Annotated in this window: 23 protein-coding genes, 1 tRNA gene and 2 pseudogenes; 16 read left to right on the top strand and 10 right to left on the bottom strand. The window is 42.2% G+C overall.

All coding sequences use genetic code 11. The features are described 5' to 3' along the window. The first annotated feature begins 217 nt into the window (after positions 1-217). From ACOBWA_RS12590 to trxC, 4 genes are all read left to right on the top strand, one after another. Positions 218-1,090, top strand: coding sequence for an MBL fold metallo-hydrolase (locus tag ACOBWA_RS12590; RefSeq protein WP_420229548.1), 873 nt, complete (start codon positions 218-220; stop codon positions 1,088-1,090). A gap of 94 nt (positions 1,091-1,184) precedes the next feature. Further along, positions 1,185-1,886: an IS1 family transposase gene (locus ACOBWA_RS12585; RefSeq protein WP_420229547.1), complete on the top strand. Its 702-nt coding sequence runs from the start codon at positions 1,185-1,187 to the stop codon at positions 1,884-1,886. A gap of 171 nt (positions 1,887-2,057) precedes the next feature. Then, a complete protein-coding gene (locus ACOBWA_RS12580; RefSeq protein ID WP_420229546.1) occupies positions 2,058-2,678 on the top strand; it encodes a class I SAM-dependent methyltransferase in 621 nt (206 codons plus the stop codon). Positions 2,679-2,801: 123 nt separating this feature from the next. After that, complete coding sequence (trxC, locus tag ACOBWA_RS12575) at positions 2,802-3,239, top strand: thioredoxin TrxC (protein ID WP_420229545.1); 438 nt, start codon at positions 2,802-2,804, stop codon at positions 3,237-3,239. 207 nt (positions 3,240-3,446) lie between these two features. On the opposite strand, the gene ACOBWA_RS12570 is transcribed toward trxC, so the two are convergent. The 4 genes from ACOBWA_RS12570 to ACOBWA_RS12555 form a co-directional block, all read right to left on the bottom strand. Further along, complete coding sequence (locus tag ACOBWA_RS12570) at positions 3,447-3,842, bottom strand: hypothetical protein (protein WP_102091853.1); 396 nt, start codon at positions 3,840-3,842, stop codon at positions 3,447-3,449. A 165-nt stretch (positions 3,843-4,007) separates the two neighbouring features. Next, entirely contained in the window at positions 4,008-4,367 is a 360-nt protein-coding gene (locus ACOBWA_RS12565) for a SirB2 family protein (RefSeq protein ID WP_420229544.1), read from the bottom strand. 74 nt (positions 4,368-4,441) lie between these two features. Beyond that, entirely contained in the window at positions 4,442-4,762 is a 321-nt protein-coding gene (locus tag ACOBWA_RS12560; protein ID WP_420229543.1) for a BolA family protein, read from the bottom strand. A 284-nt stretch (positions 4,763-5,046) separates the two neighbouring features. Next, entirely contained in the window at positions 5,047-5,859 is an 813-nt protein-coding gene (locus tag ACOBWA_RS12555; RefSeq protein ID WP_057761502.1) for a M48 family metallopeptidase, read from the bottom strand. Between the two features lie 529 nt (positions 5,860-6,388). Between ACOBWA_RS12555 and ACOBWA_RS12550 the strand changes: the two genes are divergently transcribed. Together ACOBWA_RS12550 and ACOBWA_RS12545 are read left to right on the top strand one after the other, a co-directional pair. Further along, a tRNA-Gly gene (locus ACOBWA_RS12550) sits at positions 6,389-6,463 on the top strand. A 210-nt stretch (positions 6,464-6,673) separates the two neighbouring features. After that, a complete protein-coding gene (locus tag ACOBWA_RS12545) occupies positions 6,674-8,080 on the top strand; it encodes a Na+/H+ antiporter NhaC family protein (protein WP_420229542.1) in 1,407 nt (468 codons plus the stop codon). A gap of 34 nt (positions 8,081-8,114) precedes the next feature. On the opposite strand, the gene ACOBWA_RS12540 is transcribed toward ACOBWA_RS12545, so the two are convergent. Beyond that, positions 8,115-9,020 carry a LysR family transcriptional regulator gene (locus ACOBWA_RS12540; protein WP_420229541.1) on the bottom strand — a complete coding sequence of 302 codons (906 nt, stop codon included), beginning with the start codon at positions 9,018-9,020 and terminating at the stop codon, positions 8,115-8,117. Positions 9,021-9,157: 137 nt separating this feature from the next. Here ACOBWA_RS12540 and ACOBWA_RS12535 point away from each other — a divergent pair, with 137 nt between their 5' ends. The 3 genes from ACOBWA_RS12535 (at position 9,158) to ACOBWA_RS12525 (ending at position 11,314) form a co-directional block, all read left to right on the top strand. Next, entirely contained in the window at positions 9,158-9,538 is a 381-nt protein-coding gene (locus tag ACOBWA_RS12535) for a DoxX family protein (protein ID WP_420229540.1), read from the top strand. 345 nt (positions 9,539-9,883) lie between these two features. Continuing rightward, entirely contained in the window at positions 9,884-10,597 is a 714-nt protein-coding gene (locus tag ACOBWA_RS12530; protein ID WP_420229539.1) for a pirin family protein, read from the top strand. Positions 10,598-10,702: 105 nt separating this feature from the next. Beyond that, positions 10,703-11,314 carry a nitroreductase family protein gene (locus ACOBWA_RS12525; protein ID WP_057761493.1) on the top strand — a complete coding sequence of 204 codons (612 nt, stop codon included), beginning with the start codon at positions 10,703-10,705 and terminating at the stop codon, positions 11,312-11,314. A 199-nt stretch (positions 11,315-11,513) separates the two neighbouring features. Here ACOBWA_RS12525 and ACOBWA_RS12520 read toward each other — a convergent pair. The 3 genes and pseudogenes from ACOBWA_RS12520 to nadR all read right to left on the bottom strand — a co-directional run bounded on the left by ACOBWA_RS12520 (position 11,514) and on the right by nadR (position 14,068). Next, positions 11,514-11,947 (bottom strand): annotated as a pseudogene (locus ACOBWA_RS12520) (DUF962 domain-containing protein). A gap of 222 nt (positions 11,948-12,169) precedes the next feature. Beyond that, positions 12,170-12,900, bottom strand: a pseudogene (gene pnuC, locus ACOBWA_RS12515) (nicotinamide riboside transporter PnuC). A gap of 109 nt (positions 12,901-13,009) precedes the next feature. Further along, entirely contained in the window at positions 13,010-14,068 is a 1,059-nt protein-coding gene (gene nadR / locus ACOBWA_RS12510) for a multifunctional transcriptional regulator/nicotinamide-nucleotide adenylyltransferase/ribosylnicotinamide kinase NadR (protein ID WP_420229538.1), read from the bottom strand. A gap of 746 nt (positions 14,069-14,814) precedes the next feature. Between nadR and ACOBWA_RS12505 the strand changes: the two genes are divergently transcribed. From ACOBWA_RS12505 to ACOBWA_RS12490, 4 genes are all read left to right on the top strand, one after another. Continuing rightward, entirely contained in the window at positions 14,815-15,027 is a 213-nt protein-coding gene (locus tag ACOBWA_RS12505; RefSeq protein WP_057761485.1) for a PspC domain-containing protein, read from the top strand. Between the two features lie 454 nt (positions 15,028-15,481). After that, complete coding sequence (gene glyQ, locus ACOBWA_RS12500; protein ID WP_227679301.1) at positions 15,482-16,483, top strand: glycine--tRNA ligase subunit alpha; 1,002 nt, start codon at positions 15,482-15,484, stop codon at positions 16,481-16,483. 9 nt (positions 16,484-16,492) lie between these two features. Then, positions 16,493-18,586: a glycine--tRNA ligase subunit beta gene (gene glyS, locus ACOBWA_RS12495; protein ID WP_420229537.1), complete on the top strand. Its 2,094-nt coding sequence runs from the start codon at positions 16,493-16,495 to the stop codon at positions 18,584-18,586. A gap of 314 nt (positions 18,587-18,900) precedes the next feature. Beyond that, positions 18,901-19,191: a hypothetical protein gene (locus ACOBWA_RS12490; protein WP_224737782.1), complete on the top strand. Its 291-nt coding sequence runs from the start codon at positions 18,901-18,903 to the stop codon at positions 19,189-19,191. Positions 19,192-19,268: 77 nt separating this feature from the next. Here the strand turns inward: ACOBWA_RS12490 and ACOBWA_RS12485 are convergent, their stop codons facing one another. Both ACOBWA_RS12485 and ACOBWA_RS12480 read right to left on the bottom strand, forming a co-directional pair. Then, on the bottom strand, positions 19,269-19,730 hold the full coding sequence (locus ACOBWA_RS12485; RefSeq protein WP_420229536.1) for a cell division protein ZapA: 462 nt from the start codon (positions 19,728-19,730) through the stop codon (positions 19,269-19,271). A gap of 108 nt (positions 19,731-19,838) precedes the next feature. Then, positions 19,839-20,279, bottom strand: a complete 441-nt coding sequence (locus tag ACOBWA_RS12480; RefSeq protein ID WP_057761479.1) for a hypothetical protein — start codon at positions 20,277-20,279, stop codon at positions 19,839-19,841. 212 nt (positions 20,280-20,491) lie between these two features. Here ACOBWA_RS12480 and ACOBWA_RS12475 point away from each other — a divergent pair, with 212 nt between their 5' ends. From ACOBWA_RS12475 to ACOBWA_RS12465, 3 genes are all read left to right on the top strand, one after another. Continuing rightward, entirely contained in the window at positions 20,492-21,145 is a 654-nt protein-coding gene (locus ACOBWA_RS12475; RefSeq protein WP_420229535.1) for a UPF0149 family protein, read from the top strand. Between the two features lie 77 nt (positions 21,146-21,222). Continuing rightward, a complete protein-coding gene (argE, locus tag ACOBWA_RS12470) occupies positions 21,223-22,482 on the top strand; it encodes an acetylornithine deacetylase (protein ID WP_420229534.1) in 1,260 nt (419 codons plus the stop codon). Positions 22,483-22,657: 175 nt separating this feature from the next. Beyond that, a complete protein-coding gene (locus ACOBWA_RS12465; RefSeq protein ID WP_420229533.1) occupies positions 22,658-23,386 on the top strand; it encodes a LysE family translocator in 729 nt (242 codons plus the stop codon). Positions 23,387-23,837: the final 451 nt, after the last annotated feature.

Raw genomic sequence — 23,837 nt, 5'->3', positions numbered from 1 at the left:
GATTATCAATGATATCACGCCACATAGCAAGTTATCATTAATTACATTATATAAATTGATAAATTGTATGGTGGTTGTTATATTGGTGGCATCAGATAAGTCGTAGGAACGCATTATATACGACTGAATATCATACTTAAGGGTTAATTGAACATAAAAATCCCTATGACCAAAATATGTATAAATAACTTATGTATAAATAATCAAAGAGGCCGCCATGCAAGTTCATTCTTTTTTAGATAGCGATACAGAAACCTATACCCACGTACTTGCTGATACTGAGCAAAAATTATGCGCCGTTGTCGATCCTGTATTGAACTTCGATGCTAAGTCAGGCAGAACCAATACCAGTAGTGTCGATGAAGTGATTGAGTTTGTACGTAAGCAGGATTGGGCACTCAAGTACATTATCGAGACCCATGCGCATGCAGATCATTTATCAGCGGCCATCCATGTAAAAGAAAGCCTTGGCGGACAGTTAGTCATTGGTCAGCATATCACCGAAGTACAAAAAATCTTTAAGCAAATTTTTAACTTTGACACCAGTTTCCGCACTGATGCCAGCCAGTTTGATATTTTGACAGACGAAGGCGAGACCTTAGAGCTTGGCAATATTACTATCACTGCGATGTATGTACCCGGTCACACACGTGCCGATATGGCTTATCTAGCCGCTGATGATGAGAAAACAGTGGTATTCGTTGGGGATACGTTGTTCGCGCCTGATGTCGGTACAGCACGCTGTGATTTCCCGGGTGGTGATGCCAAAACACTCTATCAGTCTATTCAGAAGCTACTAGCACTTCCTGAAGATACGGTCATGTATCTGTGTCATGATTATCCAAGCAAAGGTCGTCAGCACTGCCCAACGACAACAGTAGCCGCGCAAAAACTAGAGAATATCCATGTTAAAGACAGTATAAACGAAGCAGAGTTTGTACAAATGCGTGAGCGCCGTGATGCGACTCTAGATATGCCTCGCCTCATAATTCCCGCTGTACAAATCAATATCGATGCAGGACATTTCCCCGAGCCAGAAGACAATGGTACACGCTATCTAAAAGTTCCGATCAATGTCCTCGGTGGATAAGTTAAACAGTTTAATAAATGGGTGGTGTGTCAGAAAGTATGCTGAGGAGATAAAAGGAGGGTGACAGCCAAAGCAAGATGATATATTTAAGGTTATGAAGACACAAATAGATATCAGCTGCCCCGACTGTCACAGTCCCAGTTTAAAGAAAAATGGCATAAAAAGCTATGGTAAGCAAAACTACCAGTGTAAGGACTGCAAACGTCAATTCATTGGTGATCATGCTTTAACCTACCAAGGTTGTCACTCCCAAATAGAAGATAAGATACGGCTAATGACGGTTCATGGTTGCGGTGTTAGAGACATAGCGGTTATGGCCTCAGTCAGTATTGGAAAAATGCTTAGTACCATAGGCTCATCTGTTTATAAGATCGCGCCTAAGAAGCGCTACTATGAACGCTTAGAGGTTGATGAATTCTGGACTTACGTGTATCGCAAAAAGCGTAAAGTTTGGCTTATTTATGCTTATGACCGTGCTACCAATGAGATTGTTGCTTATGTTTGGGGCAGACGTGACTTAAAAACGGCTAAGAAGTTAAGAGCGCGTCTTAAGCAGCTTACAGTCAGCTATGAATCGATTAGCATGGATAACTGGGACAGTTTTATAACCGCCTTTAAACTTGATCACAAACGAGTTGGCAAATCTCATACGGTAGGCATTGAAGGTAATAACTGCCGTCTTAGACACCGATTGCGTCGGGCGGTTAGAAAAACCTGTTGTTTCTCTAAGAAGCTTGATAATCACTTTAAGGTTTTTGATTTGGTGTTCTTTTATGTCAATTATGGCTACGTCTAATGCCAGCATACTTTTTAGAACACCACCAAATTAAAATCATTACCCGATGCAGCTCTACGTAAGTATCGTATGATTGATATCTATAAGAATGCTAACCTGTAGACTGTCCATTTTTAAATGCTATGTATGACCAACTGCAAGCGCTAAGTGCGGCAATAACTGGAGAGAGCAATGAACCCTTACGAGCGCTATGTGTTGCCAAAGATGATAGATATTGCCTGTAGTACGGGTAATGTGATGAAAGCGCGTTCTAAAATTGTTCCGCAAGCGCTCGGTAAGGTGTTGGAGATTGGCATTGGCAGCGGTCTGAATTTACAGTTTTATGATGCTAATAAAGTCTCTTCTATTATCGGTGTGGATCCAGCAGCTCAGATGCAGTCACTTGCCCGTGAGCGTGCAGCTGACATTGGCATTCCGGTTGAAGTGATAGCCGTCGATGTACAAGGTATTCATGCTGATACAGATCAATTTGATACGATTGTAATGACTTTTACCTTGTGCAGTATTGATGACCCAGTAGTGGCGCTTCGAGAAATGGCGCGCGTGCTAAAACCTAGCGGTCGCTTACTATTTTGTGAGCATGGACTGGCACCAGACTCTTCTGTTGAACGCTGGCAGCATCGATTGACACCTTTTTGGAAACCTATAGCAGGTGGGTGTCATTTAAATCGCGATATTCCGGCGCTTATTAGAGAAGGTGGGTTTGCTATTGATGAGTTGAGCGAAGCGTATTTGCCAGGTCCACGGCCGATGAGCTATGTGTATAGCGGTGTGGCACAGCAACTGGCATAAAGGATAAGCCCAATTAACTATGCTAAAATTATTTATGTAATCAATCAACGTAAATAGCTTTTATATAAAAGAGTTCATGAATAGTATTTGAAATAACAAAATAATTAGAATAGGAATTAAATAATGAGTGAGCAAAGTTTTCATCTAGTATGCCCACATTGCCAAGCAACCAACCGTGTACCTGCTGCACGACTAAGCGCTGCGCCAAAATGCGGTAAATGTGGTCAGCCATTATTGACTGCCAGTCCGCATGAGCTAAATGCGCAAACAGCCAATAATGTCATCCAAAAGAACGATGTGCTGACTATCGTGGATTTTTGGGCGAGCTGGTGTCAGCCTTGCATCATGATGGCGCCAGAGTTCAAGAGCGCGGCTAGCCAATTGCCACAGGTGGTCTTTGCCAAGGTACAAACGGATAAATACGAGCAGGCAGCCGCGCCTTACAATATTCGCAGCTTGCCAACGATGGTTGCTTTTAGAAATGGTCAGGAAGTCGCTCGACAATCAGGCGCGCTACCAAGTCATCAAATCATCCAATGGGTGCAAAGCTTACAGTCGTAGTATTAGTCAGGCTAGATTACTTTTTCTCCAAGCTATCTATCTAAAAGCTCATGTTTTCTTATAAAAAACCGTAGCAGTAAAAAAGCCAATACGCGATCTGCATATTGGCTTTTTTGCTATTTCATGTACTACTTTATGGTGTCATGTACTATTTTACGGTGTCATACACTATCTTAGTCGTTCAGATAGCCTTGCATTTTCTTAAGCTTATTCACCATAAATTTTAATGCCATTGGCAAAACTGCAACGCTGAATGCGGGCAGATTGGACAATTGCATCACGCTCACCGTAGAGACGCGATAATTTTGCATCACGTGCTTTGGTATTGTTGCTCTTGCCTAGACCAAAGCTGATATTCGGCGAGATACCCCAGCGTCCTGCAGAGACACCAACACCGACGCCTGATGCCGATAGGGTAGACTGCTCATTGCGTGCCGCTTCGACATAGCGGTTGACACGAGTATACTCTTGGCCAAGTGCTTGGCAATTATAATTCTGATAAGTACTTGGCGGTACATATTGCGGGGTGATGTTACCAGTAGAGGCACAGCCTGAGAGCGCAAAAATGCCAGCTAGTAGTGTCGCTGTCGTAAACGTTTTCATAATGGCTCCAGTGGCTAAGTGATTGTATTTATATCTATTTAAGATAGCAAAAATAGCGTGATTAAGATATTGAAAATCCATCGATGATGAAAAATTTTCGTATCATGTCATCAACATAACGATAGCTTTCTAAAACGGTTATTTGTTAAAACAAAAAATCGCCTATTAAAATAAGTTTGCTGGCTTGGCAAAGGCAAGTATGACGATCCCGATATAAGCAACGGCAGCGATAAGGATACCTGTTTTTCTTTGCACAGGTGTCGCATCAACCTTAAACGCTTTGATACTTGAGCTAATAGCCGCGATCAGTAAGATGATTTTGGCAAACACCCACTGTACAGGAGCGTTGGCACCCATCAATTGCATTAGCATCATCGCACCTGACAAGATAAGCAGGGCATAGATAATATGCGTGGCTATTTTGACTGCTCGTGGTGCGTGTCTATCTGCGCTGAGTACTAAGTAGCTTTGATATAAAAATAGCGCAACAGTCAGCGCTGCCATCAGCATATGTAGATGTTTCATTGAATATTGCTCCCTCTAAAACTGCAGTATATAGGCTAATTTAGAATAGTTAGTTGCGATTCAAACATAATCGTCTATTTGTTTTGACCAGCACATAATGGACTCGCAGGGCTTTGACCTTGCCATTCTGTCGGAGTATAGGCATGGATAGCGAGAGCATGTACTTGGCCGCCTTGTGAAGTAAGCAAAGGCGTGACTAAGCCATATATCAGCTGATGACGCCCGACCAGTCTTTTGCCGTCAAATTCATCGCTAACGATAGTGAGTTTAAAGTGGCTTTCTTTACCTTCAAAGTAACCGGCATGCGACATCGACTCATTGATCAGTTCGATATGCTGCGGTTCTAGCGCTTGTAATTCAGTATGAAGTGCGTCGGCCGTAGGTGTGGTACTCATAACAATCCTTCAATGTATTTTGTGCAATTTGATTGGGCAATCTGCAAATAATATTTATCGGCATTATAACAGACACGATAAGCGGGATAGCGTGCGATTGCCAAATCGAACAATTGCAAACCCTGCCCATTACAATGCTTATCAACTACAATGCTTGCCAATTATAAAGCCTGTAATGTCTGGCTATAACTAAAAAAGCAAAGCACAACACTGTGGCTGTACTTTGCTTCTATGATATCTAAATGCGCACTGCTAAAGCGTAGGAGTAGCTAATTATCTACTTATTAGCGGCGCGACTGTTGATATAGAGGCGTAACTTTTGGCATCAATGACTGTAACTCTGCGATACGGCTGCTGCTCGTTGGGTGAGTGCTGAGGAATTGTGGTGGCTCACCTTGGCTTGCTTTTTGCATTTTTTGCCAAAGCGTAACAGCCGCCTGAGGGTTATAACCTGCACGTGCCATCAGCTCAAGACCGATCTGATCAGCTTCACTTTCTTGAGTGCGGCTGTGGGGTAGGCTCAAGCCTAAATTACCCGCAGTACCAGCTAACTCAGCCTGTCCTTGTGATAAGCCAAATATACTAGCAGCCAGACCAATACCAGTTTGGGTTGCATACTCGCGTGACAGACGCTCACGTGAATGCTCACGCAATGCATGAGAGATTTCATGACCCATAATGGCAGCAATCTCATCATCAGTAAGGTTCAGACGATCGATGATGCCTGAATAAAACATAATCTTACCACCCGGCACCACAAATGCATTTAAATCGTTAGACTTGATGGTGTGTACTTCCCATTGCCATTTGGCTGCATCTGCGCGGTAGACACCAACTTGACCAACTAGACGGTTGGCAATATTTTTTAAGCGGTTTAGCTGAGCAGTATTGGTATCTAGCACACCTTTTGATTTTGCGTCTTGTATTGTTTTGGCATAGCTTTGAGCAGATAGTGCCAATACTTGCTCACTAGACACTAATAGCAACTGCTGACGATCAACACCAACTGCGCCAGAATTGGTAGTGCTGGTACAACCAGTTAAAGTCAGTGCTGACAATGAAGCGGCCATCACTGTCGTGGTTAATAATTTCTTCATAAAACATCCTCTCTATAAGATGGAAAAACATACAGTCAAACAAGTTAAAAAATAGTGCAGCAGATATTAGAACCGTGTTTATTGATCTTTTAGTAGTGCTCATTCATCGGCTTAAACAGTAAAAGTTTACCTTAACTGCCATTGGACATAAGTATAATAATGTTAACCACCTAAAACCAAGATAGGAAAAGTAACAATAAAGCGTATGATTGTAAGTGCGATATCTTTTTATTAGAGTGCAAATAGTGAGTTTTTATTTTATCGATTGTCTTATTACCACTATAAAGCCAAGAGAAATGAATCCCAGACTTAAAGTCCTATAATTAATGTGAAATATTTTTCATTTAGCTAAAATTAATTCCTGTTTTTAAATCAATTGCTTATGTTGATTTATCCGATAAAAAGGGCATTTAGCTAAAAATATTAGAAATAAATTCTAAAAAAGGTGTTGACACCCACAGAATATTTGCTAAAATAGCCAGCCTATCGAGACGGAGTAGTTGTTAACAACGCTACGGATTGATACTAAGCGGGAATAGCTCAGTGGTAGAGCATAACCTTGCCAAGGTTGGGGTCGAGAGTTCGAATCTCTTTTCCCGCTCCAAATATGGCTTGAAAAAGCGCAAAAGGCCTCACTTCACAGTGAGGCTTTTTTTATGTGTAAAATCTGTCCTAAGTCAGCTAATAGCGAAAACATAGAAATCAAAAACTAAAGCTAACTATCAGCAAGACAGAGATTATCAATATTGAAGAATAGATGCGCACACCAGAATACCTGAACGAATTAAACTTCTCGGCAACATAAGGGCATCCAATGCCACCAAAACCCCTCACATTAATCAGTGCCAAGCTCGCCTTTATTATATCCGCCATCGTCATCGGTATCATGGGCATCACCATGATTGGCTTTGGCTGGGTGCCGCACCTGTCTCTTATCTTAGCCATCTGTGTGTTACTGGCTATTGGTATGTATAAGGGACTCAGCTTTGATGACATGCAAGCGCAAATGGCCTCAGGTGTCATGCGTGGTATTGGTGCCATCTATTTGTTCTTCTTTATTGGACTGATGGTGGCGGCTCTGATGATGTCAGGAGCAATACCTACACTGATGTATGTAGGCTTTCAGCTTATCTCACCTGAGTACTATTATATCTCTGCCTTTATCTTGACCTCTATTATCGGTATTGCATTGGGTAGTAGTTTGACGACTGCAGCTACCTTGGGCGTAGCCTTTATTGGTATGAGTAATGCCTTTGATGCCAATGTGGCGATAGCAGCAGGGGCAGTAGTATCAGGCGCGTTCTTCGGCGATAAGATGTCACCCTTGTCTGATACGTGTACGATTGCATCCTCTGTCGTTGGTATTGATCTGTTTGAGCATATTCGCAATATGATGTATACAACCGTACCTGCGTGGATACTGACAGTGATCTTGTTTTGGATGTTCTCAGGACAGACGACTAGTGCTGATTTGAGTCAAGTAATCATATTGCAAGGACAACTGATAGACAGTGGTCTAGTACATGGGTATTCGGTATTACCCTTTGTGGTATTAGTCGGATTGGCACTGTTTCGGGTTAATGCGATTTATACGATTATCTGTACGATTGCCGCGGCATTGATCATTACTTATGTACACAGTTCACCAAGTTTTGGTCAATTGGGTGGTTATCTGTTTGCAGGCTATGCCCCTGCTGAGTCATTAGAGTTGGGTGAGGTAGGTGGTATGCTGTCACGCGGCGGTGTACAGAGTATGTTCTTTACTCAGGCAATTGTGATACTGGCATTAAGCTTAGGTGGTCTATTAACGGCACTGGGGATTCTGCCAGCACTGTTATCTGGTATTAAGGATACATTGACGACATCAGGCCGAGCGATATTCGCTGCAGCGATGTCGGCACTAAGCATTAACGTGCTAATCGGTGAGCAGTATTTGAGTATTCTACTGTCGGGTACGGCATTTCGTTCAACGTTTGAGCGCTTACACTTACATCCTAAGAATTTATCTCGGACGATTGAGGATGCGGGAACGGTGATTAATCCATTAGTGCCTTGGAGTGTGTGCGGGGTGTTTATCAGTCAGGCGCTAGGGGTGCCGGTATTAGACTACTTGCCTTATGCGTTCTTCTGTTATTTGTCACTGCTGCTGACGCTGCTATTCGGGTTTACGGGGCTGACGATTAGTAGAGTGAAAGAGGGGAAGGTGACTCAAAACCAGTAACAATTGATATCGTTAGGGATAATAAGAGTGTTGATTAATACTGATCCCAGTACGGATTGTCACCGAATTGCTCGGCAATAAAATCAATCAAGTAACGACAGCGCTGCGACAAAAAACGATTCTTTGGATAGACAGCATAAGCGGTTAGGGTTGGCAGTTGATAGTGTTGGAAGACAGGTATAAGCTCGCCCAGCGCCAGTTGTTTATAAGCAATAAAAGTCGGCACAAAGGTAATGCCATGTCCTTTGACTGCCAAATCTACTAAGAACTCACCATTGGTGGCTTTGATTTTGGCATCTATCGTACGATGATGACTTCTGCCTTCAGTATCCACCAAGTTTATACTATTGGTTTGACCGAGACTGTATTGCAACAGAGCATGGTTGTCTAAATCGTCTAGCGTCTCAGGCATGCCCATTCTTGCCAAATAATCAGGACTGGCGCAAATCACACAACGAATCAATGCCAACTTTTTTGCTTGATAGCTAGAATCTTGTAGCTCCCCGATTCGAATAGCCAACTCATAGCCTTCTTCAATCAAATCAATACGTCGGTCAGAAAAATCCAGATCGAATCTCAGATTGGGATGTTTATTGGCGTATTTATCAATCACATCGTTTAGATGCATGAGTCCAAAGGACAACGGCGCTGTCATTTTTAGCGTACCTTCAATACGCATAGGAGCGTCAGTAGCATGCTCATTGACAGCGTCAACCGCACGCAAGATATTATTCACTTGCTGATAATATTGCTCACCAGCTTGCGTCAATTTAGATTGGCGGGTAGTACGGCTAATTAATTGACTGCCTAAACGCTCTTCCAATTCTTTAAGTCGGCGACTGACGGCTGATTTTGCAATATTTAACTGCTCAGCAGCCTTGGTAATACTACCTGCCTCAACAATGCGTACAAACATCGCCATGTCTTCTAATTGACCCATTATCGATGCCTCATGATTGTTCTTACACCAAGAACTTATATTTGTGATTATTGCTGTTTATCCCATGCTAGTCAACGCCTATAATCGCGCTATTCTCTACTTAGAGACATGATTAAACACACTTTTGGAGTATCATTATGGACAAGTTACAGCAATTGGGCGCACCGCTCGGTCGTCTATTATTATCAATAATTTTCATCTTTGCAGGCATTGGTAAAATCACAGATTATGCGACTACTCAAGGCTATATGGAGTCAGTAGGTGTGCCTGGTATGTTACTACCATTGGTAATCGCGTTTGAGGTACTAGGTGGTATCGCTATCTTGCTAGGTTATAAAGCTCGCCCAATCGCTTTTTTGTTTGCCGGGTTTAGCATCGTGTCAGCTATTCTTTTTCATCAGTTCTGGACTGATGAATCACAGATGATCTCATTTATGAAAAATATTTCAATCGCAGGTGGGTTTTTGATGATTTTTGCTCATGGTGCGGGTGCTTACTCAATAGACAATAAGCGATAAACAATCAGTAGCTGATCTACTTCTTATACGCTTACGAAGAACAGTCATAAAGGGGTAGTTTCAAATAAAGAGCGTCATGAACATTTTCACAGAACATTTCAACAGCAGACAGTTATTATATAAGCATAACTTAAAGTAATCTATATAAAGTTATCTGTGCTAATATATGTAAAAAATCTATATTACGTTAAAACCGCTCTGATTGTTCTATAAAAAAGAATAGTTAATTGCATTTAGTGTTGTTTATCTATGTAGAATTAATAATTATAATAAGCCCATTGTTTAAATAGATTAATCGATAATAAGTATATAGAGGATTAATCTGTTGATAGCTAAGGACGAATTATGAAAACAATCTATCATGCAGCAGCCTCACGTGGCGATGCCAATCATGGCTGGCTTAAAAGCAGACATACCTTTAGCTTTGCCAATTATCATAATCCTGAGCGTATGGGATTTGGTGCCTTACGCGTTATTAATGATGATTTTGTCATTGGCGGTCAGGGGTTTGGCAATCACTCGCACCGTAACATGGAAATTATCAGTATTCCTCTATCCGGCAAGCTCGCTCATGGCGATAGTATCGGTAACGAGGGCGTCATAGAGACTGGTGAAATTCAAGTGATGTCAGCGGGTACAGGCATTACGCATAGTGAAATGAACGGTGACGATGCAGAGGCTGTGAGGTTTTTGCAAATTTGGGTGATACCAAACAAAATGGATGTCGCACCGCGTTATCAGCAGGTGTATATGGGCGATATCATGCGTCCTAACGAATTTAGCCAAGTGTTATCACCTAATGCCGATGATGCAGGGGTTTGGATTCATCAAGATGCCTGGTTTAGCATGGGTGGTTTTGACGAAGGTGTATCGCAAACTTACCAGTTAAATAACCCTAACAACGGTGTCTACGTATTTGTCATCAGCGGTAAAGTCGTGATAAATGGTAATACTTTGGTTAGTAGAGATGGTTTGGGTATTTGGGATACTGCGAGCTTTGATATAAACGTAAAAGAAACCGCAAAAGTATTGGTGATGGAAGTGCCGCTATTTATGTAGTCAAGAGCAAAGCACTTCATCAATTAGAATGTTCATACCAACAATCACTCATATTAAAAATTATTTTCATTAACAATTATTTTACTAACAACATGGAGAAACACTATGTCAGATTTAACAACACTACAGCAGCTAGCAGAGAAACGTCGTTCTATCTATGCGCTAAGCAACCAGCTACCAGTAGCTAACGACGAAATCGTGAAAATAGTTGAGCATGCTATTTTGCACACGCCATCGTCGTTTAACTCGCAATCAACGCGTATCGTTGTATTGTTCGGCGATGATCATCGTAAATTGTGGGACATGACCGAAGATACATTACGCGAAATCGTTGGTGACGAAGAGAAGTTCAAATCGACCAAAGAGCGTGTCAATGGTTTCCGTAACGGTGCTGGTACTGTATTGTTTTTTGAAGATCAAGCAGTCGTCAGAGGTATGCAAGAAGCAGCGCCACTATATGCTGATAACTTCCCAATCTGGGCAAGTCAAACCAGCGCCATGCATCAGTATGTTATCTGGACGGCACTAGCCAGTATCGATGTTGGCGCAAACTTACAGCACTACAACCCAGTAATCGATCAAAAAGTAGCTAGCGCTTGGGATATCGATAAAGACTGGACACTAAATGCACAATTGGTATTTGGAACGATTGAGCAGCCAGCGGGTGAAAAAGCATTCAAGCCAGTCGAAGAGCGTATGAAAGTGTTTGGTGCGTAAGATAGGGTAGTCTATTCCATATAGCCCTAAAATTTTAATAGCCCCAAAAGCTTACGTAAAACAAAAAGCGCCACTCAGTAATCTCTGGGTGGCGTATTTTTATTGATGATATTCTTTTGTTGAGGGTGAGAATTGTAGAGGTTGTTGAGTAGCCTAAAGCTAAGCTACGTTCTTACAGAGATTACGCAGAGATTGACGACTATTTGCGTTGCATCAAACTATTAGCCACCCATGCTGGACCGATTAATAAAAACTGTAAATCCTTAAAGAAAGAAGGTTTTTTGCCTTCGATTTTATGACCAATGAACTGGCCAATCCACGCAACGATAAATACCGCTGCCCATGCCTTAAAGCCCCATGGCATCGCTGCTATCACTGACAGACAGATAAGAATAAACATCCCCATCGCTAAAAACAGTGGCGTAGATAAACGCATATAAAACAGTAATACTAATGCGCTAAGCACCAAGGTAAACCACACAGATAATGACATGCCCATACCTAACAGGCTGACAAAGATAGTTGGCACACATAGCCAATGGATTTTTTATTGACCAAGTTTTGGTGACTGATAGAGTACTCACTAAGCCATTGCTCTAGCGTACGTTTAGACATTTTTGGTTGACGAGACATACTAACCTCCCTGTTAGTAAATAAGATAAGTAACTGATACTAGCTAATGGACTCGCTACTAAGCTAAATGCGAAGATGATTGTTAATATCAGTTGTAGCACTAATTGTGCCTGTCTACCATATTATCTGATAGACCGCACAGTCAATTTCACTCGTACTATTGATGCTATATCAGCAAGATTTTATTCAAACTCCCAAGGGTTCTTTTCTACAAGAAACACATTATCCTTGCTCGCTGCGATGCCATTCATAAAGGCCGATAAAGGCGTTTACTTGATACACCATAGTTTGAATAGCAAAGATATAGTTGCCAGACATCAGATTCACAATGAGCCAGACAAAGTTGACGATAATCCACAACCACCAGTTAAACGAATAACGCAGAATCATCGCTGCCTGAGCGGTAATAGAAAGCACAAAGGCAATCACATTAATCCAAAAGAAAGAGATAAATCCCAAAAACAGACTACTATCATCTTCTACGACCGCATAGCCGTAGCTCGCTAATAAATCATTTATCGTAGGAAAAAGGGCAAGGCCAATGACGATAAATGCAGCGGTGATTAACCAAACAGCTTTACTCGCTGACTTGGGTATCATGTCGCCATCAGGGTCGGTGTGCTTTGACCAATAAAAATACCGTAAACATGGGTAAAAAAGTTAAATAGTGGAGCAAGCATTAAGCCTACTGCGCCAGACGTTGCCTGCACGATGACTTCGCCAGCCGTTGCCCCCATACCAAAGCCATTGCCCATGACGTTTTTGCGGAATGATAACGAGACCACGCAAACCAAACCAATGAACGAGACCGCTAAATAAAACCAGTCAAGCGTGGTATGGTCTGTCGTAAGCCAAAAACCTGCGGATAAGGCAATGACACCGCAAATAAACCAAATAATAATCCATTGCATCGCCCATTTTCCGGTGATGTTGTCCAATAGCTGAATACGCATCGCTTTTCCCCTAAAGTAAATACTGATGTCAATATAGTGCTAACTACCATGTGCTAGTTAGATAACATATGCTAATTGAATAAATTATTATAAATATGCTCAGTACAGTTTATGATTTATTGCCATAGATATATTGATCAATCAATAACAATGCTTGCTGATAGCGAGCATCATAGTCAGGCTGATCAATCATATGCGGTGTAATATCGTGACGCGCAAAAATATCTATCAAGCGCTGCTCAAAGCGTCCACGCGCTTCAGGCGTACCCAAAGATCGCATACCATCATCAACCCATGGCGTATTGTTATCTAACATAATGGTGTGGTCTAAACGAAACTCATCAATACAAGCAGCCACAAAGGGATGCGTGCGACCCTCATACTCTTCACAAAATGCTTGTGTAGTGACAAAGTCAGTATCAACGATGGTGATAGGGGCAGTCGCACGGGCTTTGGCTTCTCGGATTGCCTCAGCATGATCAAGACAAATAGGGCCATAATCACTGTACTGTAATCCAACCTCGCTACCGCCCAAATCCGTACCGACATACAGACGACCCATCTCTAAGGCAAAGCTGGCACCATAATAATTGGCCAGCTTATGTACCAGCGTTGTCTTGCCTGAGCTTTCACCGCCGACGATAGCGACAGTCTTGGTATAGTCGACGCGCGCTTGCGGATGAAGTGCTGACCAATGGGCGACTGGATCACGCGCAATCGCATAAGAGTCAAATTCCGGCTGTAGCGGCGTAGTAACGACTGGCAAAAGCAGCTGCTCTTGTATGTCATTGCGAGTGAGTGGATGGTTTTCCGCCATAAACAATACAGTCTCTGTTGATAGTGATAAGGCATCCATCAAACGTTGTAATTTGGCATTACTAGCAGCGACATCGATACTGACATCGTCACTGGCACTATACAGGTGTTCGTGCAGCGGTAACTCGATCTCATGAGTAGTATGAATATGGATAAATGGCAAGTCGGCACAGGCCATCTGTAGCCAACGCGCTTTGTCTTGTAAGGTGATGGTGAAATCAGGATGCGGCGATGGATGTGCCATAATAACGATATGTAAGGTTTTGGCTTGTCCTGCTGCATCCAATATACTACGCATCTGCCCTAAATGCAGCGGCTCGAAATGTCCAATCATCAATCCAGTGTCGTACATAATTATCCTTATTATTTTTTTATTTTAATCTCAGTGTCCCATGTCTATTCCAAAAATACGTTTAATGCGGTCTAAGTTAGATAGTCCAAACTAGACATCTATCAAGATCCAAATCAGAAATCTATTAAGACCCGTAACACTAACCACGTTTTATATTTCTAATATTCTTCGTAAAGGTATTTTTATCTAATAGTTAGGCAGCCTCCTAGCTTTCATAATAGAGTATTTGAAAACCCAAGTTGCTTATCAGCATGGTATAAAGGTTTTGGATGATTTGCAGGTGGGTTATTGTAAAAATAAGGTATATCGCACGTACACGGAATCGCAGGTTTTTTAATTGAGGGTTCTTTTAATCGAGTAAACTTGGTCAGTTAAAAGATTATTCAGACTATCAAGGATTTGACTCGATTTTAGCGTTATAAAGCGAGCTTATCCCTTTGATTAAATTCAAAATAACAAGATATATGAAGCCAGATTGCAAGGTTATAGCAACAAAAGCGGTTTTGAAACATTTTGAAATAACTATTTAAAATCAGGGGCTTGCATGGTGTTATGACAGGTTAGGGTAAGCTTGAGTAGCATAAACTCACAAAGTACTGCTATACCTTCAACAGATAAATCCTGAATTATTGATATACTGATTCGTAAGTTAGCAAAGCAAGATAATGTTTTGGCTAAATATGTGAGACAATCAGAAAAATAGAATAAAAAAATAAACAAGAATAGAAAATAGAGAGGTATTTGATTTGGCTAAGTTAGCAAAATTACATCGCTCACCAAACAATCGCATGATAGCAGGTGTGATGGGTGGCATTGCAGAATATGCTGGTTGGTCGCCAACATGGGTGAGAGTATTATTTGTAATCATCTCATCATTAAGTGCAGCAGTACCAGGCATTTTGATTTATATCATCCTATGGATAATTATGCCAAAGGCCAATAGTCAGTCTTATCAATAATAGGAGTCTGATGGTTACTTTTAAAACTAGGTTTTTTAAACCAGTTAAAGAATTAAGTTAGACGTAGTTGTTAAAAACAGTAGACCTCCAAAAATAAAAAGCCTGATCAATCAGGATGCCCAAGATACAATTTTCCTTCCTGCCCGAATGCTAGCGCATTTGGGTATTTTTTTATTCATTATATTAGTGCGAATTCTATGATGATTTGCCTGCAAATACGCTATACAACCGAGGTTTTATGCTCACTATGCAAATTTAGTTGATGTAAATATGGATAAAATAGTCAATTTTTAGTAAGGTGAGCAGGCAGATAGAGTCGTTGCCGAATAGGTCGCGCGAGCGCTATCAGAGATTTATTTAATAATACTCATTTCACAGTGGCTTTACTATGAAAACCGAAACTATGACATCCCAAGCGATAACCCCGATGACCCAAGATAAAGACTCTCAACCGATGACTTTTCAAGATTTAATCTTAACTTTGCAAAATTATTGGGCCGATAAAGGCTGCGTTGTATTGCAGCCCTACGACATGGAAGTCGGTGCAGGTACTTTTCATACCGCGACGTTTTTGCGCTCATTAGGTCCTGAGCGCTGGAATGCAGCGTATGTACAGCCATCACGTCGTCCTACTGACGGGCGCTATGGTGACAATCCAAACCGCTTGCAGCATTATTATCAGTTCCAGGTTGTATTAAAACCAAATCCACCGAACATCCAAGAGCTGTATTTGGACTCACTACGAGCCATTGGTATTGATCCATTGGTGCATGATGTGCGTTTTGTAGAAGACAACTGGGAATCGCCAACACTTGGTGCGTGGGGACTTGGTTGGGAGATTTGGCTAAACGGTATGGAAGTCACGCAGTTCACCTACTTCCAGCAAGTCGGCGGTATCGAGTGCTTCCCAGTCACTGGCGAAATCACTTACGGGCTTGAGCGTTTGGCCATGTATGTACAAGGCGTTGATAGCGTTTATGATTTGGTCTGGGCAGACGGTGAGTTTGGCCGTGTCACGTATGGCGATGTTTTTCATCAAAACGAAGTCGAGCAGTCTACCTACAACTTTGAGCACGCTGATGTGCCGATGATGGGCGAGATGTTTGACTTTTATGAGCAACAAGCCGACAAATTGGTCGATGCAGGATTGCCGTTACCAGCTTATGAGATGGTATTAAAAGCATCTCATGCCTTTAACTTGCTTGATGCACGTGGCGCTATTTCAGTGACTGAGCGTCAGCGTTTTATCCTACGTGTGCGTACGCTTGCTCGTAAAGTTGCCTTTGGTTATGTCGAAGCTCGTGCCAAGTTAGGCTTCCCATTGGCTGATGAAGAACATCGCCAAGCCGCACTTGATAAGTATTTACCAAAAGAAGACGTGGCAGCAGACACCTTAGCAGCAGATGGCGTAGCAAAAGAAAATACTGACACTAACCAATCTACTAACGATAAATAGGAGCATCCCATGAGTACTATTCTATTTGAACTGGGGTGTGAAGAGCTACCTCCAAAAAGCCTAAAACCATTACGTGATGCACTACAAGCCAGTGTCACTGAGCAATTGACGGCAGCAGACATTACTTTTGATAGCATCAAAGCCTTTGCTGCTCCGCGCCGTTTGGCAATTCAGATTCAAGGTATTAGCGATAAGCAGCCTGATCGTACAGAACAAAAACGTGGCCCTGCGATTAAAGCGGCGTTCGATGCAGAGGGTAACCCAACACGTGCGGCCATGGGTTTTGCCAAAGGCTTAGGTATTGAAGCTAGCGAGCTTACGACGATTAATACCGATAAAGGTGACTATGTCGGTTTTGAGCAGACTATCCGTGGTCAAGCGACCACTGAGTTACTGCCTGCTATTTTTCAGACCGCGCTAGATAATTTGCCTATTGCTAAGCGTATGCGCTCAGGTGCTAGCCGTAACGAGTTTGTGCGTCCAGTACAGTGGGCAGTATTAATGCAGGATGGTACTGTCATCGATGCCACTATCCAAGGTCATCAGACTGGTACGCAAACGCGTGGTCATCGCTTCCACAGCCCTGACTACCACAATATTGCTCATGCCAATGATTACGAGCAACTGCTAGATGGTCTAAAAGTAGTGGCAGATTTTGATAAGCGTCAAATGCTGATCAAAAACCAAGTCAAAGCATTGGCAGATGAAGTCAATTCTGATGCCATCGTACCGCAAGATTTGTTGGATGAAGTCACCGCATTGGTCGATTTTCCAATTGCGCTACGAGCAAGCTTTGAAGCACGCTTTTTACAAGTACCGCAAGAAGCGCTTATCTCGACCATGCAAGCGGATCAAAAGTATTTCTGCTTAACTGATAAAACTGGCAAATTGCAGCCGTATTTCATTTTTATTACCAATATTGAATCAAAAGATCCTAACCAGATTATCGAAGGTAATGAAAAAGTCGTGCGTCCACGTTTGGCTGATGCAGAGTTTTTCTTTTTACAAGATCAAAAGCAGCCGTTGTTTGCGCTCACAGAAAGCCTGAAAAATCGCGTGTTCCAAGACAAACTGGGTACGATTTGGGAGAAGTCTGAGCGTATTGCCAAGCTGGCAGCGTTCATTGCCACGTTGATGCAGCAGCAAGGCCACGATATCAATGTTGATGAAACCGTACGTGCGGGCATTTTATCTAAAGCAGATTTAGCCAGCTCGCTTGTCGGCGAATACCCTGAATTACAAGGTATCGCAGGTACGTATTATGCGCGTCTAAATGATGAGCCTGAAGCGGTTGCTGCCAGTTTAGAAGAGCAGTATCTGCCGAAATTCAGTGGCGATGTGCTACCACAAACACCAATTGGTATTTGCTTAGCATTGGCTGATCGTTTGGATACATTGGTTGGGATTTTTGCGATTGATCAAGCACCGACGGGTTCAAAGGATCCGTTTAGCTTACGTCGTTCTGCTATTGGTATCTTGCGTATTTTGATCGAAAAGCAGCTGCCGATTAATCTGGTAGCGCTCGTTGAGCAAGCGGTTAAAGGCTATAGCGATGCTGAAAGTAGTAAGATTGCCAAAATGGGTGATACTTTTACCCAAGTCATGGCCTTCCTAAACTCGCGCTATCGTGCGATGTATACAGAGCAGGGCGTTAGCGTCGATACGATTCAAGCAGTACAAGCGATTAACCCGCATATGCCGCTTGATTTTGATCAGCGTATCCGTGCAGTGCAAGCATTTAGCGAGCTGTCACAGGCGTCGATGTTGGCTGACTCAAACAAACGTGTTGCTAATATATTGGCCAAGTCAGAAGTGAGCGTTGCTGATACAGTCGATGAAACTCTACTGTCTGAACCAGCTGAGCAAAATTTATATGCAAATGTGAAGCAAGCACAGACAGTGGTACAACCATTGCTGGAGCAAGCGGACTATACGCAAGTATTGCAAACGCTGGCTAGCTTAGATGAGCCGCTGACACAGTTCTTTGATCAAGTAATGGTCAACAGTGAAGATGCTGCGCTTAAAAACAATCGCTTGGCATTGCTAAAGCAGGTTCGTGCCTTGTTCTTGACGGTAGCTGATATCAGCGAGCTACAGCTGTAACTCTGCTAAAAGCTGATGGTTACTTTAACTGGATAGTTACTTTAACCTGATTGTTGTTTTAAATTGACTATTACTTCTGATAAAAAACCTGGCTTATCATGGCCAGGTTTTTTGTTATGCAGTTGACTGATTTGTTGGTAGGTTTATCTAGTGGATACAACCAGTCAGTTAGCGCAATCAGCAATTAAACGGTAAAGGCATTGTATTATCGCTATTATTGACGGTAAAATTTATGTTATCAAAACGTATTAAATAATCTTATTTAGTAGATTTCGTTATTTCTCGCGTTTACCCATAATCGAAGGAGCACTGCCGTGTTTGCTGTTATTATCGTCATCCTTATTATTTGGGCTTCAATGTGGGCTTTTTATAAGTTTATGTACCCGCGCGCACCTAAGAGTATGATGCCAAAAGAAGGAGATGTGACCACTCCGCGTCAGTGCAATTTCTGTGGCAACAGCTTGGCTGAATATCGCGGCGTACTCGAAACCAAACCAAGTACAGCTACCGATGGCAATGTTGAAGCGAACCAAGAGTTATTCTTTTGCAATTATGAGCATCAAGCAGACTTTCATGCAGGCAAGACCTACACGCCTTATGCATAAATAGATAAATGATTGACCAAAAAAAGCGCCTAACTTTGTTAGCTAGGCGCTTATATGTTTAATACAGTACGATGCATCTACAGAATAGAATGAGCATCTTTCATGATTTTATTCAGCAATGCCTCAGACTGTTTGTCTTTCTGCAAACGATCTTCGTCACTTCTTTGATTGGCATGAATTTTTTCATATAGGTTCAAGCAGCACAGTACCAGTATGCTTTCTTGGCTGAGACTAGGCGCATCTCTTTTTAAATCGAGCGCATAGTTGTTGATATACGAAACCGCTGACAGTAGCTCTTCTTGCTCATGTACTGGACAAAAGATTGGATAAGTAACCCCAGCAATCGCGATATCAACTTTTTTGATTTGTGGTTCTGGCGCTTTAGGTGTTTTGGTATTAGATTGTGCCATGGCGCTTGATATATTTGATGCTGCTGGTGTCGTTTTTTGCGCTGGTACTGTCGCACTTGTTACTGGCGCCCTTGGCGCTTGAGTATTTTTTGGTTGTTTTTCTATCGGTTTGCTTTGGTCATCGGTCATGATAAATCCTACAATGTCTGGTCAGTGAAATGAGTGATATCAGATTTTACAAATAGCATTTGGCAGTTGAATAAACAGTACGTCTTTGCTATCTGCTACAAGAAAACGTTAGCCTTCTGCTTGATCGATACGGGTTAGGCGCTGTAATACGACTTGCGTACGCTCGGCTGCCAATTGGTTCTTCTTTTGCAGCTCACTGTTTTGTTGTTTGATATCGCTATACTGCTGCTTTAGCTCATTATTGTGTTGTTGCAGCTCGCTGTTTTGTTGTTGTAGTTGGCTGATCTGTTTTTGCAGTTTGTCTTGTTCTTCACCGATCATATGGTGCGCTTCTGCAAGGCTCTGATAGCGCTTGTCGAGATCGTTCAGTTGTTTTTTGGCACCGTCACGTTCGTTATGACTGTTATCTAATTTGGTTTTTAGGGCGGCAAATTCTTTTGAATCAGTAACAGGGTGTTGTTTTAAGCTGCTAAGTTCAGCACTGACAAGCTGATACTGTTTTTTGATGTCGAGTACCATTTTTTCTAATATTCTAAGTTGATCATACATAGTCAGTTTTTATCCTTAACAAGTAAGCGTGAATGAATTTTGTTCGCTGTATTTAATAATGCCATAGGTGACCGCATAATATCTATATCAACAAAGTAATTACAAGCATCAGGCTTTGTCTTTTCACTTTTATTTATCGATGACTTGTCCATGACATCTTATCGCGACTATTTTTATTTTATGAGCAGTAATCAATTACTAGGACATCTATTATGAATGATAATATCTCTGGCTGGAATACTTGGCTAACCGCGTTTGATGATTGGACTGACGTGTCTATCAGCGAAGTGCATGGCATGATGACAGGGCTTATGACGGCTTGTAATGCACCTGACGAAGCAACTTGGGCTAAGGTGTTTGAGGAGCTCAGCTTTGCCCCGCTACCAGAGCCTGCATTGACCTTGCTGACAGAAGAAGCGGAAGACATCGTGTTTCAGCTAAAAGACAAAGATGATGCCTACGCGTATATGCCGCTCATTCCAGATGATGAACATGATTTATACGAGCGCGTGATGGCGTTGAAACAGTGGGCAAACGGTTTTATGACCGGTTTTGGTATTACTGATTGTGGTTTGACCAGTGAAGAAAACGAGATGCTATCTGATTTGGCTAAGATTGGCGCAATTCGTCTCGAAGATGATGAAGATTTTGAAGGTGGCGAAGAGTCTTATCTTTATATCTATGAATTTGCTCGTATGGTACCAGTAAGCTTTGCCACGCGTAAGCGTAAGGCTGTCAAAGATATCGCGCTCATCGCGGGTTTGTCTATCGATGCCAAAACAACCAAAGAGCTACAGGCAGAAGGCAAGCTACCAAAACCAATGCCGCCAGTGGTTGATGTGATGAATCAGAATAATCCATCATAAGACAAATCTGATACCTCATAGTTTTTAAGAAATGGCTTTTAAGAAATGGCTCTTAAAAATCATAATAGGGATATTTTATGATCCAAGATACTAATGACAATGCTAGCAATGACCAACAGTTGAACCCTGCTACGCACCCGAGTAATAGCCTTGATTGGCTGACACGGCTTATTGCCTTTGATACGGTCAGTCGCCACTCTAATTTGGCTTTGATTAATGATGTAAAGTCTTATTGTGAGCAGTTGGGTTTGACGGTAGATTTGACCTTTAATGAAGCTAAGACCAAAGCCAATTTGTTTGTGACTGTACCAGCTGGTGAAAACGCTGATATTATCAATAACGGTCTGGTCTTATCAGGTCATACCGACGTTGTACCAGTTGATGGACAAGCGTGGTCTTCAGAGCCGTTTACCGCGACGATACATGGTGATAAGCTATATGGTCGCGGTGCGTGTGATATGAAGGGCTTTATCGCTTGCGCGCTCACGGTATTGCCACAAGCCGTGCAGTTATCGAACAGCGGTCAGCTACGTCGTCCGTTGCATCTGGCCTTGTCGTTCGATGAAGAGGTTGGCTGCTTGGGTGCGCCATTGATTTTGGCAGACCTAAAAGCACGCGGTATCACGCCTGATTATTGTATCGTAGGTGAGCCGACCAATATGGCTATGGTGGTTGCACACAAAGGCATCGCGGTTTATCGTTGCCGTGTACATGGCAAGTCGGCGCATTCTTCATTGATTGCACAAGGTGTCAATGCGATTAGCTACGCTAGCAGATTGGTTGGCTATGTAGATACGCTTGCTGAAGAGCTGAGCGCTCGTGATGACACTTTAGAAGACGGGGATGCATCATTTACAGTGCCTTATTCGACATTGTCAGTAGGTACCATACATGGTGGCACAGCGACCAATATCGTACCCAACCTATGCGAGTTTACTTTTGACTATCGTAACTTACCGCACATGACTCAAGACGATATACTAGCGCCTATTCAGGTAAAAATCGCTGAGCTAAACGCGCAAATGCAAGCGCGCGCGCCAGAGACTGGTATTGAGCTGATGCAAGAAGAAAGCGTCCCCGCCATGACTGATAATGATAGTGCTGAGTTGCAATCATTAATCGCTGCGCTGACAGGGGATGATGAGCGTCATAAAGTGGCTTATGCGACTGAAGGTGGTCAGTTTACCAATGCAGGCATCCCAACGATTATTTGTGGCCCTGGTAGTATTGAACAGGCACACAAAGCGGATGAGTATGTGGAGCTTAGCGAAATTGAACGCTGCGATGCGTTTTTAAAGAAGTTATTAGATAGCTGTACGACTCAGCCGTCCATGTAATCGTAATTATTCAGAAGAAGGCATGTCGTTTCTTTAATGATTTCTGCGAGAATTTTTGATATATAGGTATAAATGACACCGTCTTAATGGCGGTGTTTATTTTTTAGTCGCGTATTTAAGTCGTATAGCCTTTCGTATTAGAACCATTTACACATGACAAAGTAGGGGTGGGTTGATGTCTTGGCATCTGTTTGCAGTGTTTTTCGCAAGTACGTTTTTTATCTCAGCGACCCCTGGTCCTAATATGCTGCTGGCATTTCAGTACGGCATGAACTATGGCGTCAAACGAACCTTATGGACGCTAGCAGGTCTGAGCCTTGGCTTGTTTGTATTACTGCTATCGACACTGCTTGGCTTGGACGTAATCAGTCGCCAGTCACCGTGGCTACTGACGATTATCAAAGCAGTTGGCGCGGCGTATCTAATCTATCTAGGTATCAGCTCATGGCGCGATGCTGGCGACGGTAGCTTGATGAGCGATGCCAAAGAGTTAAGTGCCGAGGTAGCAGCAGACTATGCTGCCACTGACGGCGTACCCAGTACACCACAGCCGCGTTCGCTTTCTAGTGCTGCTACTAAAATTGCACCGAGCAATACAACCTTGTTTCGTACTGGTGTTTGGGTATCATTATCTAATCCGAAAGCTATTTTGTTCTTCGCGGCCTTTTTCCCTAAATTTATCAATTTCAGTGCGCCACTATGGCCGCAATATGTCCTATTGACCATCGGCTTGTTTTTGAGCGAAACGATTTGGCAAATCGTATATACGCTAGGTGGCAAAAAGCTAGCAAGTTGGCTCGATGTTGGTAATCGCTTAGCTTGGCTCAATCGTGGATGTGGGGTAATATTTATAATCATTGCTGCTGCTTTATTGACTGAAGTGATAAATAGTTTTATAGCTTAAAAACTACCGATAATATTTTAAATTAAAGTGATTAATTAAACATACGTTTATTAAATTATTTTATATATAAGCCAAATTAATTATTGACTTTAATTTTTAAATCGTTATTATTGGCTCATTGATTTATATCGTTTATCTTTCGTAAGCGATAAATCGTTTCAATTAATCTGCTATTGTCGCCCTGACATTAGCCACAACCTATGGAGGAATCATCGTGTCCTATATAACTACCAAGACGTTTTTAGAGATTAAATGTGTAAACCACATGACAGCAATGACACCTTCGAAAAGGTTTGGCTAAATTTTTATATAAGCTATTGAGTGATATCCCATCTATCTATATTAACGAATAGCCTTCTGTATCTACTTGCGCTATCTCTTTTCTAGGTCTATTGTGCCAAATTTGCTTTGCGATTGTGCTAAGCTATATTGCACCTGCTGTTATCTGTTT

Source organism: Psychrobacter sp. ER1 (genome assembly GCF_048631835.1).
Taxonomy (GTDB): Bacteria; Pseudomonadota; Gammaproteobacteria; order Pseudomonadales; family Moraxellaceae; genus Psychrobacter.
The sequence above is the reverse complement of the archived record's forward strand: the minus strand, read 5'-3'. Positions and strand labels throughout refer to the sequence as shown.

Coding starts and splice junctions, on each gene's coding strand:
- ACOBWA_RS12590 (WP_420229548.1), top strand. CDS start 218: ATGCAAGTTCATTCTTTTTTAGATAGCGATACAGAAACCTATACCCAC.
- ACOBWA_RS12585 (WP_420229547.1), top strand. CDS start 1,185: ATGAAGACACAAATAGATATCAGCTGCCCCGACTGTCACAGTCCCAGT.
- ACOBWA_RS12580 (WP_420229546.1), top strand. CDS start 2,058: ATGAACCCTTACGAGCGCTATGTGTTGCCAAAGATGATAGATATTGCC.
- trxC (WP_420229545.1), top strand. CDS start 2,802: ATGAGTGAGCAAAGTTTTCATCTAGTATGCCCACATTGCCAAGCAACC.
- ACOBWA_RS12570 (WP_102091853.1), bottom strand. CDS start 3,842: ATGAAAACGTTTACGACAGCGACACTACTAGCTGGCATTTTTGCGCTC.
- ACOBWA_RS12565 (WP_420229544.1), bottom strand. CDS start 4,367: ATGAAACATCTACATATGCTGATGGCAGCGCTGACTGTTGCGCTATTT.
- ACOBWA_RS12560 (WP_420229543.1), bottom strand. CDS start 4,762: ATGAGTACCACACCTACGGCCGACGCACTTCATACTGAATTACAAGCG.
- ACOBWA_RS12555 (WP_057761502.1), bottom strand. CDS start 5,859: ATGAAGAAATTATTAACCACGACAGTGATGGCCGCTTCATTGTCAGCA.
- ACOBWA_RS12545 (WP_420229542.1), top strand. CDS start 6,674: ATGCCACCAAAACCCCTCACATTAATCAGTGCCAAGCTCGCCTTTATT.
- ACOBWA_RS12540 (WP_420229541.1), bottom strand. CDS start 9,020: ATGGGTCAATTAGAAGACATGGCGATGTTTGTACGCATTGTTGAGGCA.
- ACOBWA_RS12535 (WP_420229540.1), top strand. CDS start 9,158: ATGGACAAGTTACAGCAATTGGGCGCACCGCTCGGTCGTCTATTATTA.
- ACOBWA_RS12530 (WP_420229539.1), top strand. CDS start 9,884: ATGAAAACAATCTATCATGCAGCAGCCTCACGTGGCGATGCCAATCAT.
- ACOBWA_RS12525 (WP_057761493.1), top strand. CDS start 10,703: ATGTCAGATTTAACAACACTACAGCAGCTAGCAGAGAAACGTCGTTCT.
- nadR (WP_420229538.1), bottom strand. CDS start 14,068: ATGTACGACACTGGATTGATGATTGGACATTTCGAGCCGCTGCATTTA.
- glyQ (WP_227679301.1), top strand. CDS start 15,482: ATGACTTTTCAAGATTTAATCTTAACTTTGCAAAATTATTGGGCCGAT.
- glyS (WP_420229537.1), top strand. CDS start 16,493: ATGAGTACTATTCTATTTGAACTGGGGTGTGAAGAGCTACCTCCAAAA.
- ACOBWA_RS12485 (WP_420229536.1), bottom strand. CDS start 19,730: ATGACCGATGACCAAAGCAAACCGATAGAAAAACAACCAAAAAATACT.
- ACOBWA_RS12480 (WP_057761479.1), bottom strand. CDS start 20,279: ATGTATGATCAACTTAGAATATTAGAAAAAATGGTACTCGACATCAAA.
- ACOBWA_RS12475 (WP_420229535.1), top strand. CDS start 20,492: ATGAATGATAATATCTCTGGCTGGAATACTTGGCTAACCGCGTTTGAT.
- argE (WP_420229534.1), top strand. CDS start 21,223: ATGATCCAAGATACTAATGACAATGCTAGCAATGACCAACAGTTGAAC.
- ACOBWA_RS12465 (WP_420229533.1), top strand. CDS start 22,658: ATGTCTTGGCATCTGTTTGCAGTGTTTTTCGCAAGTACGTTTTTTATC.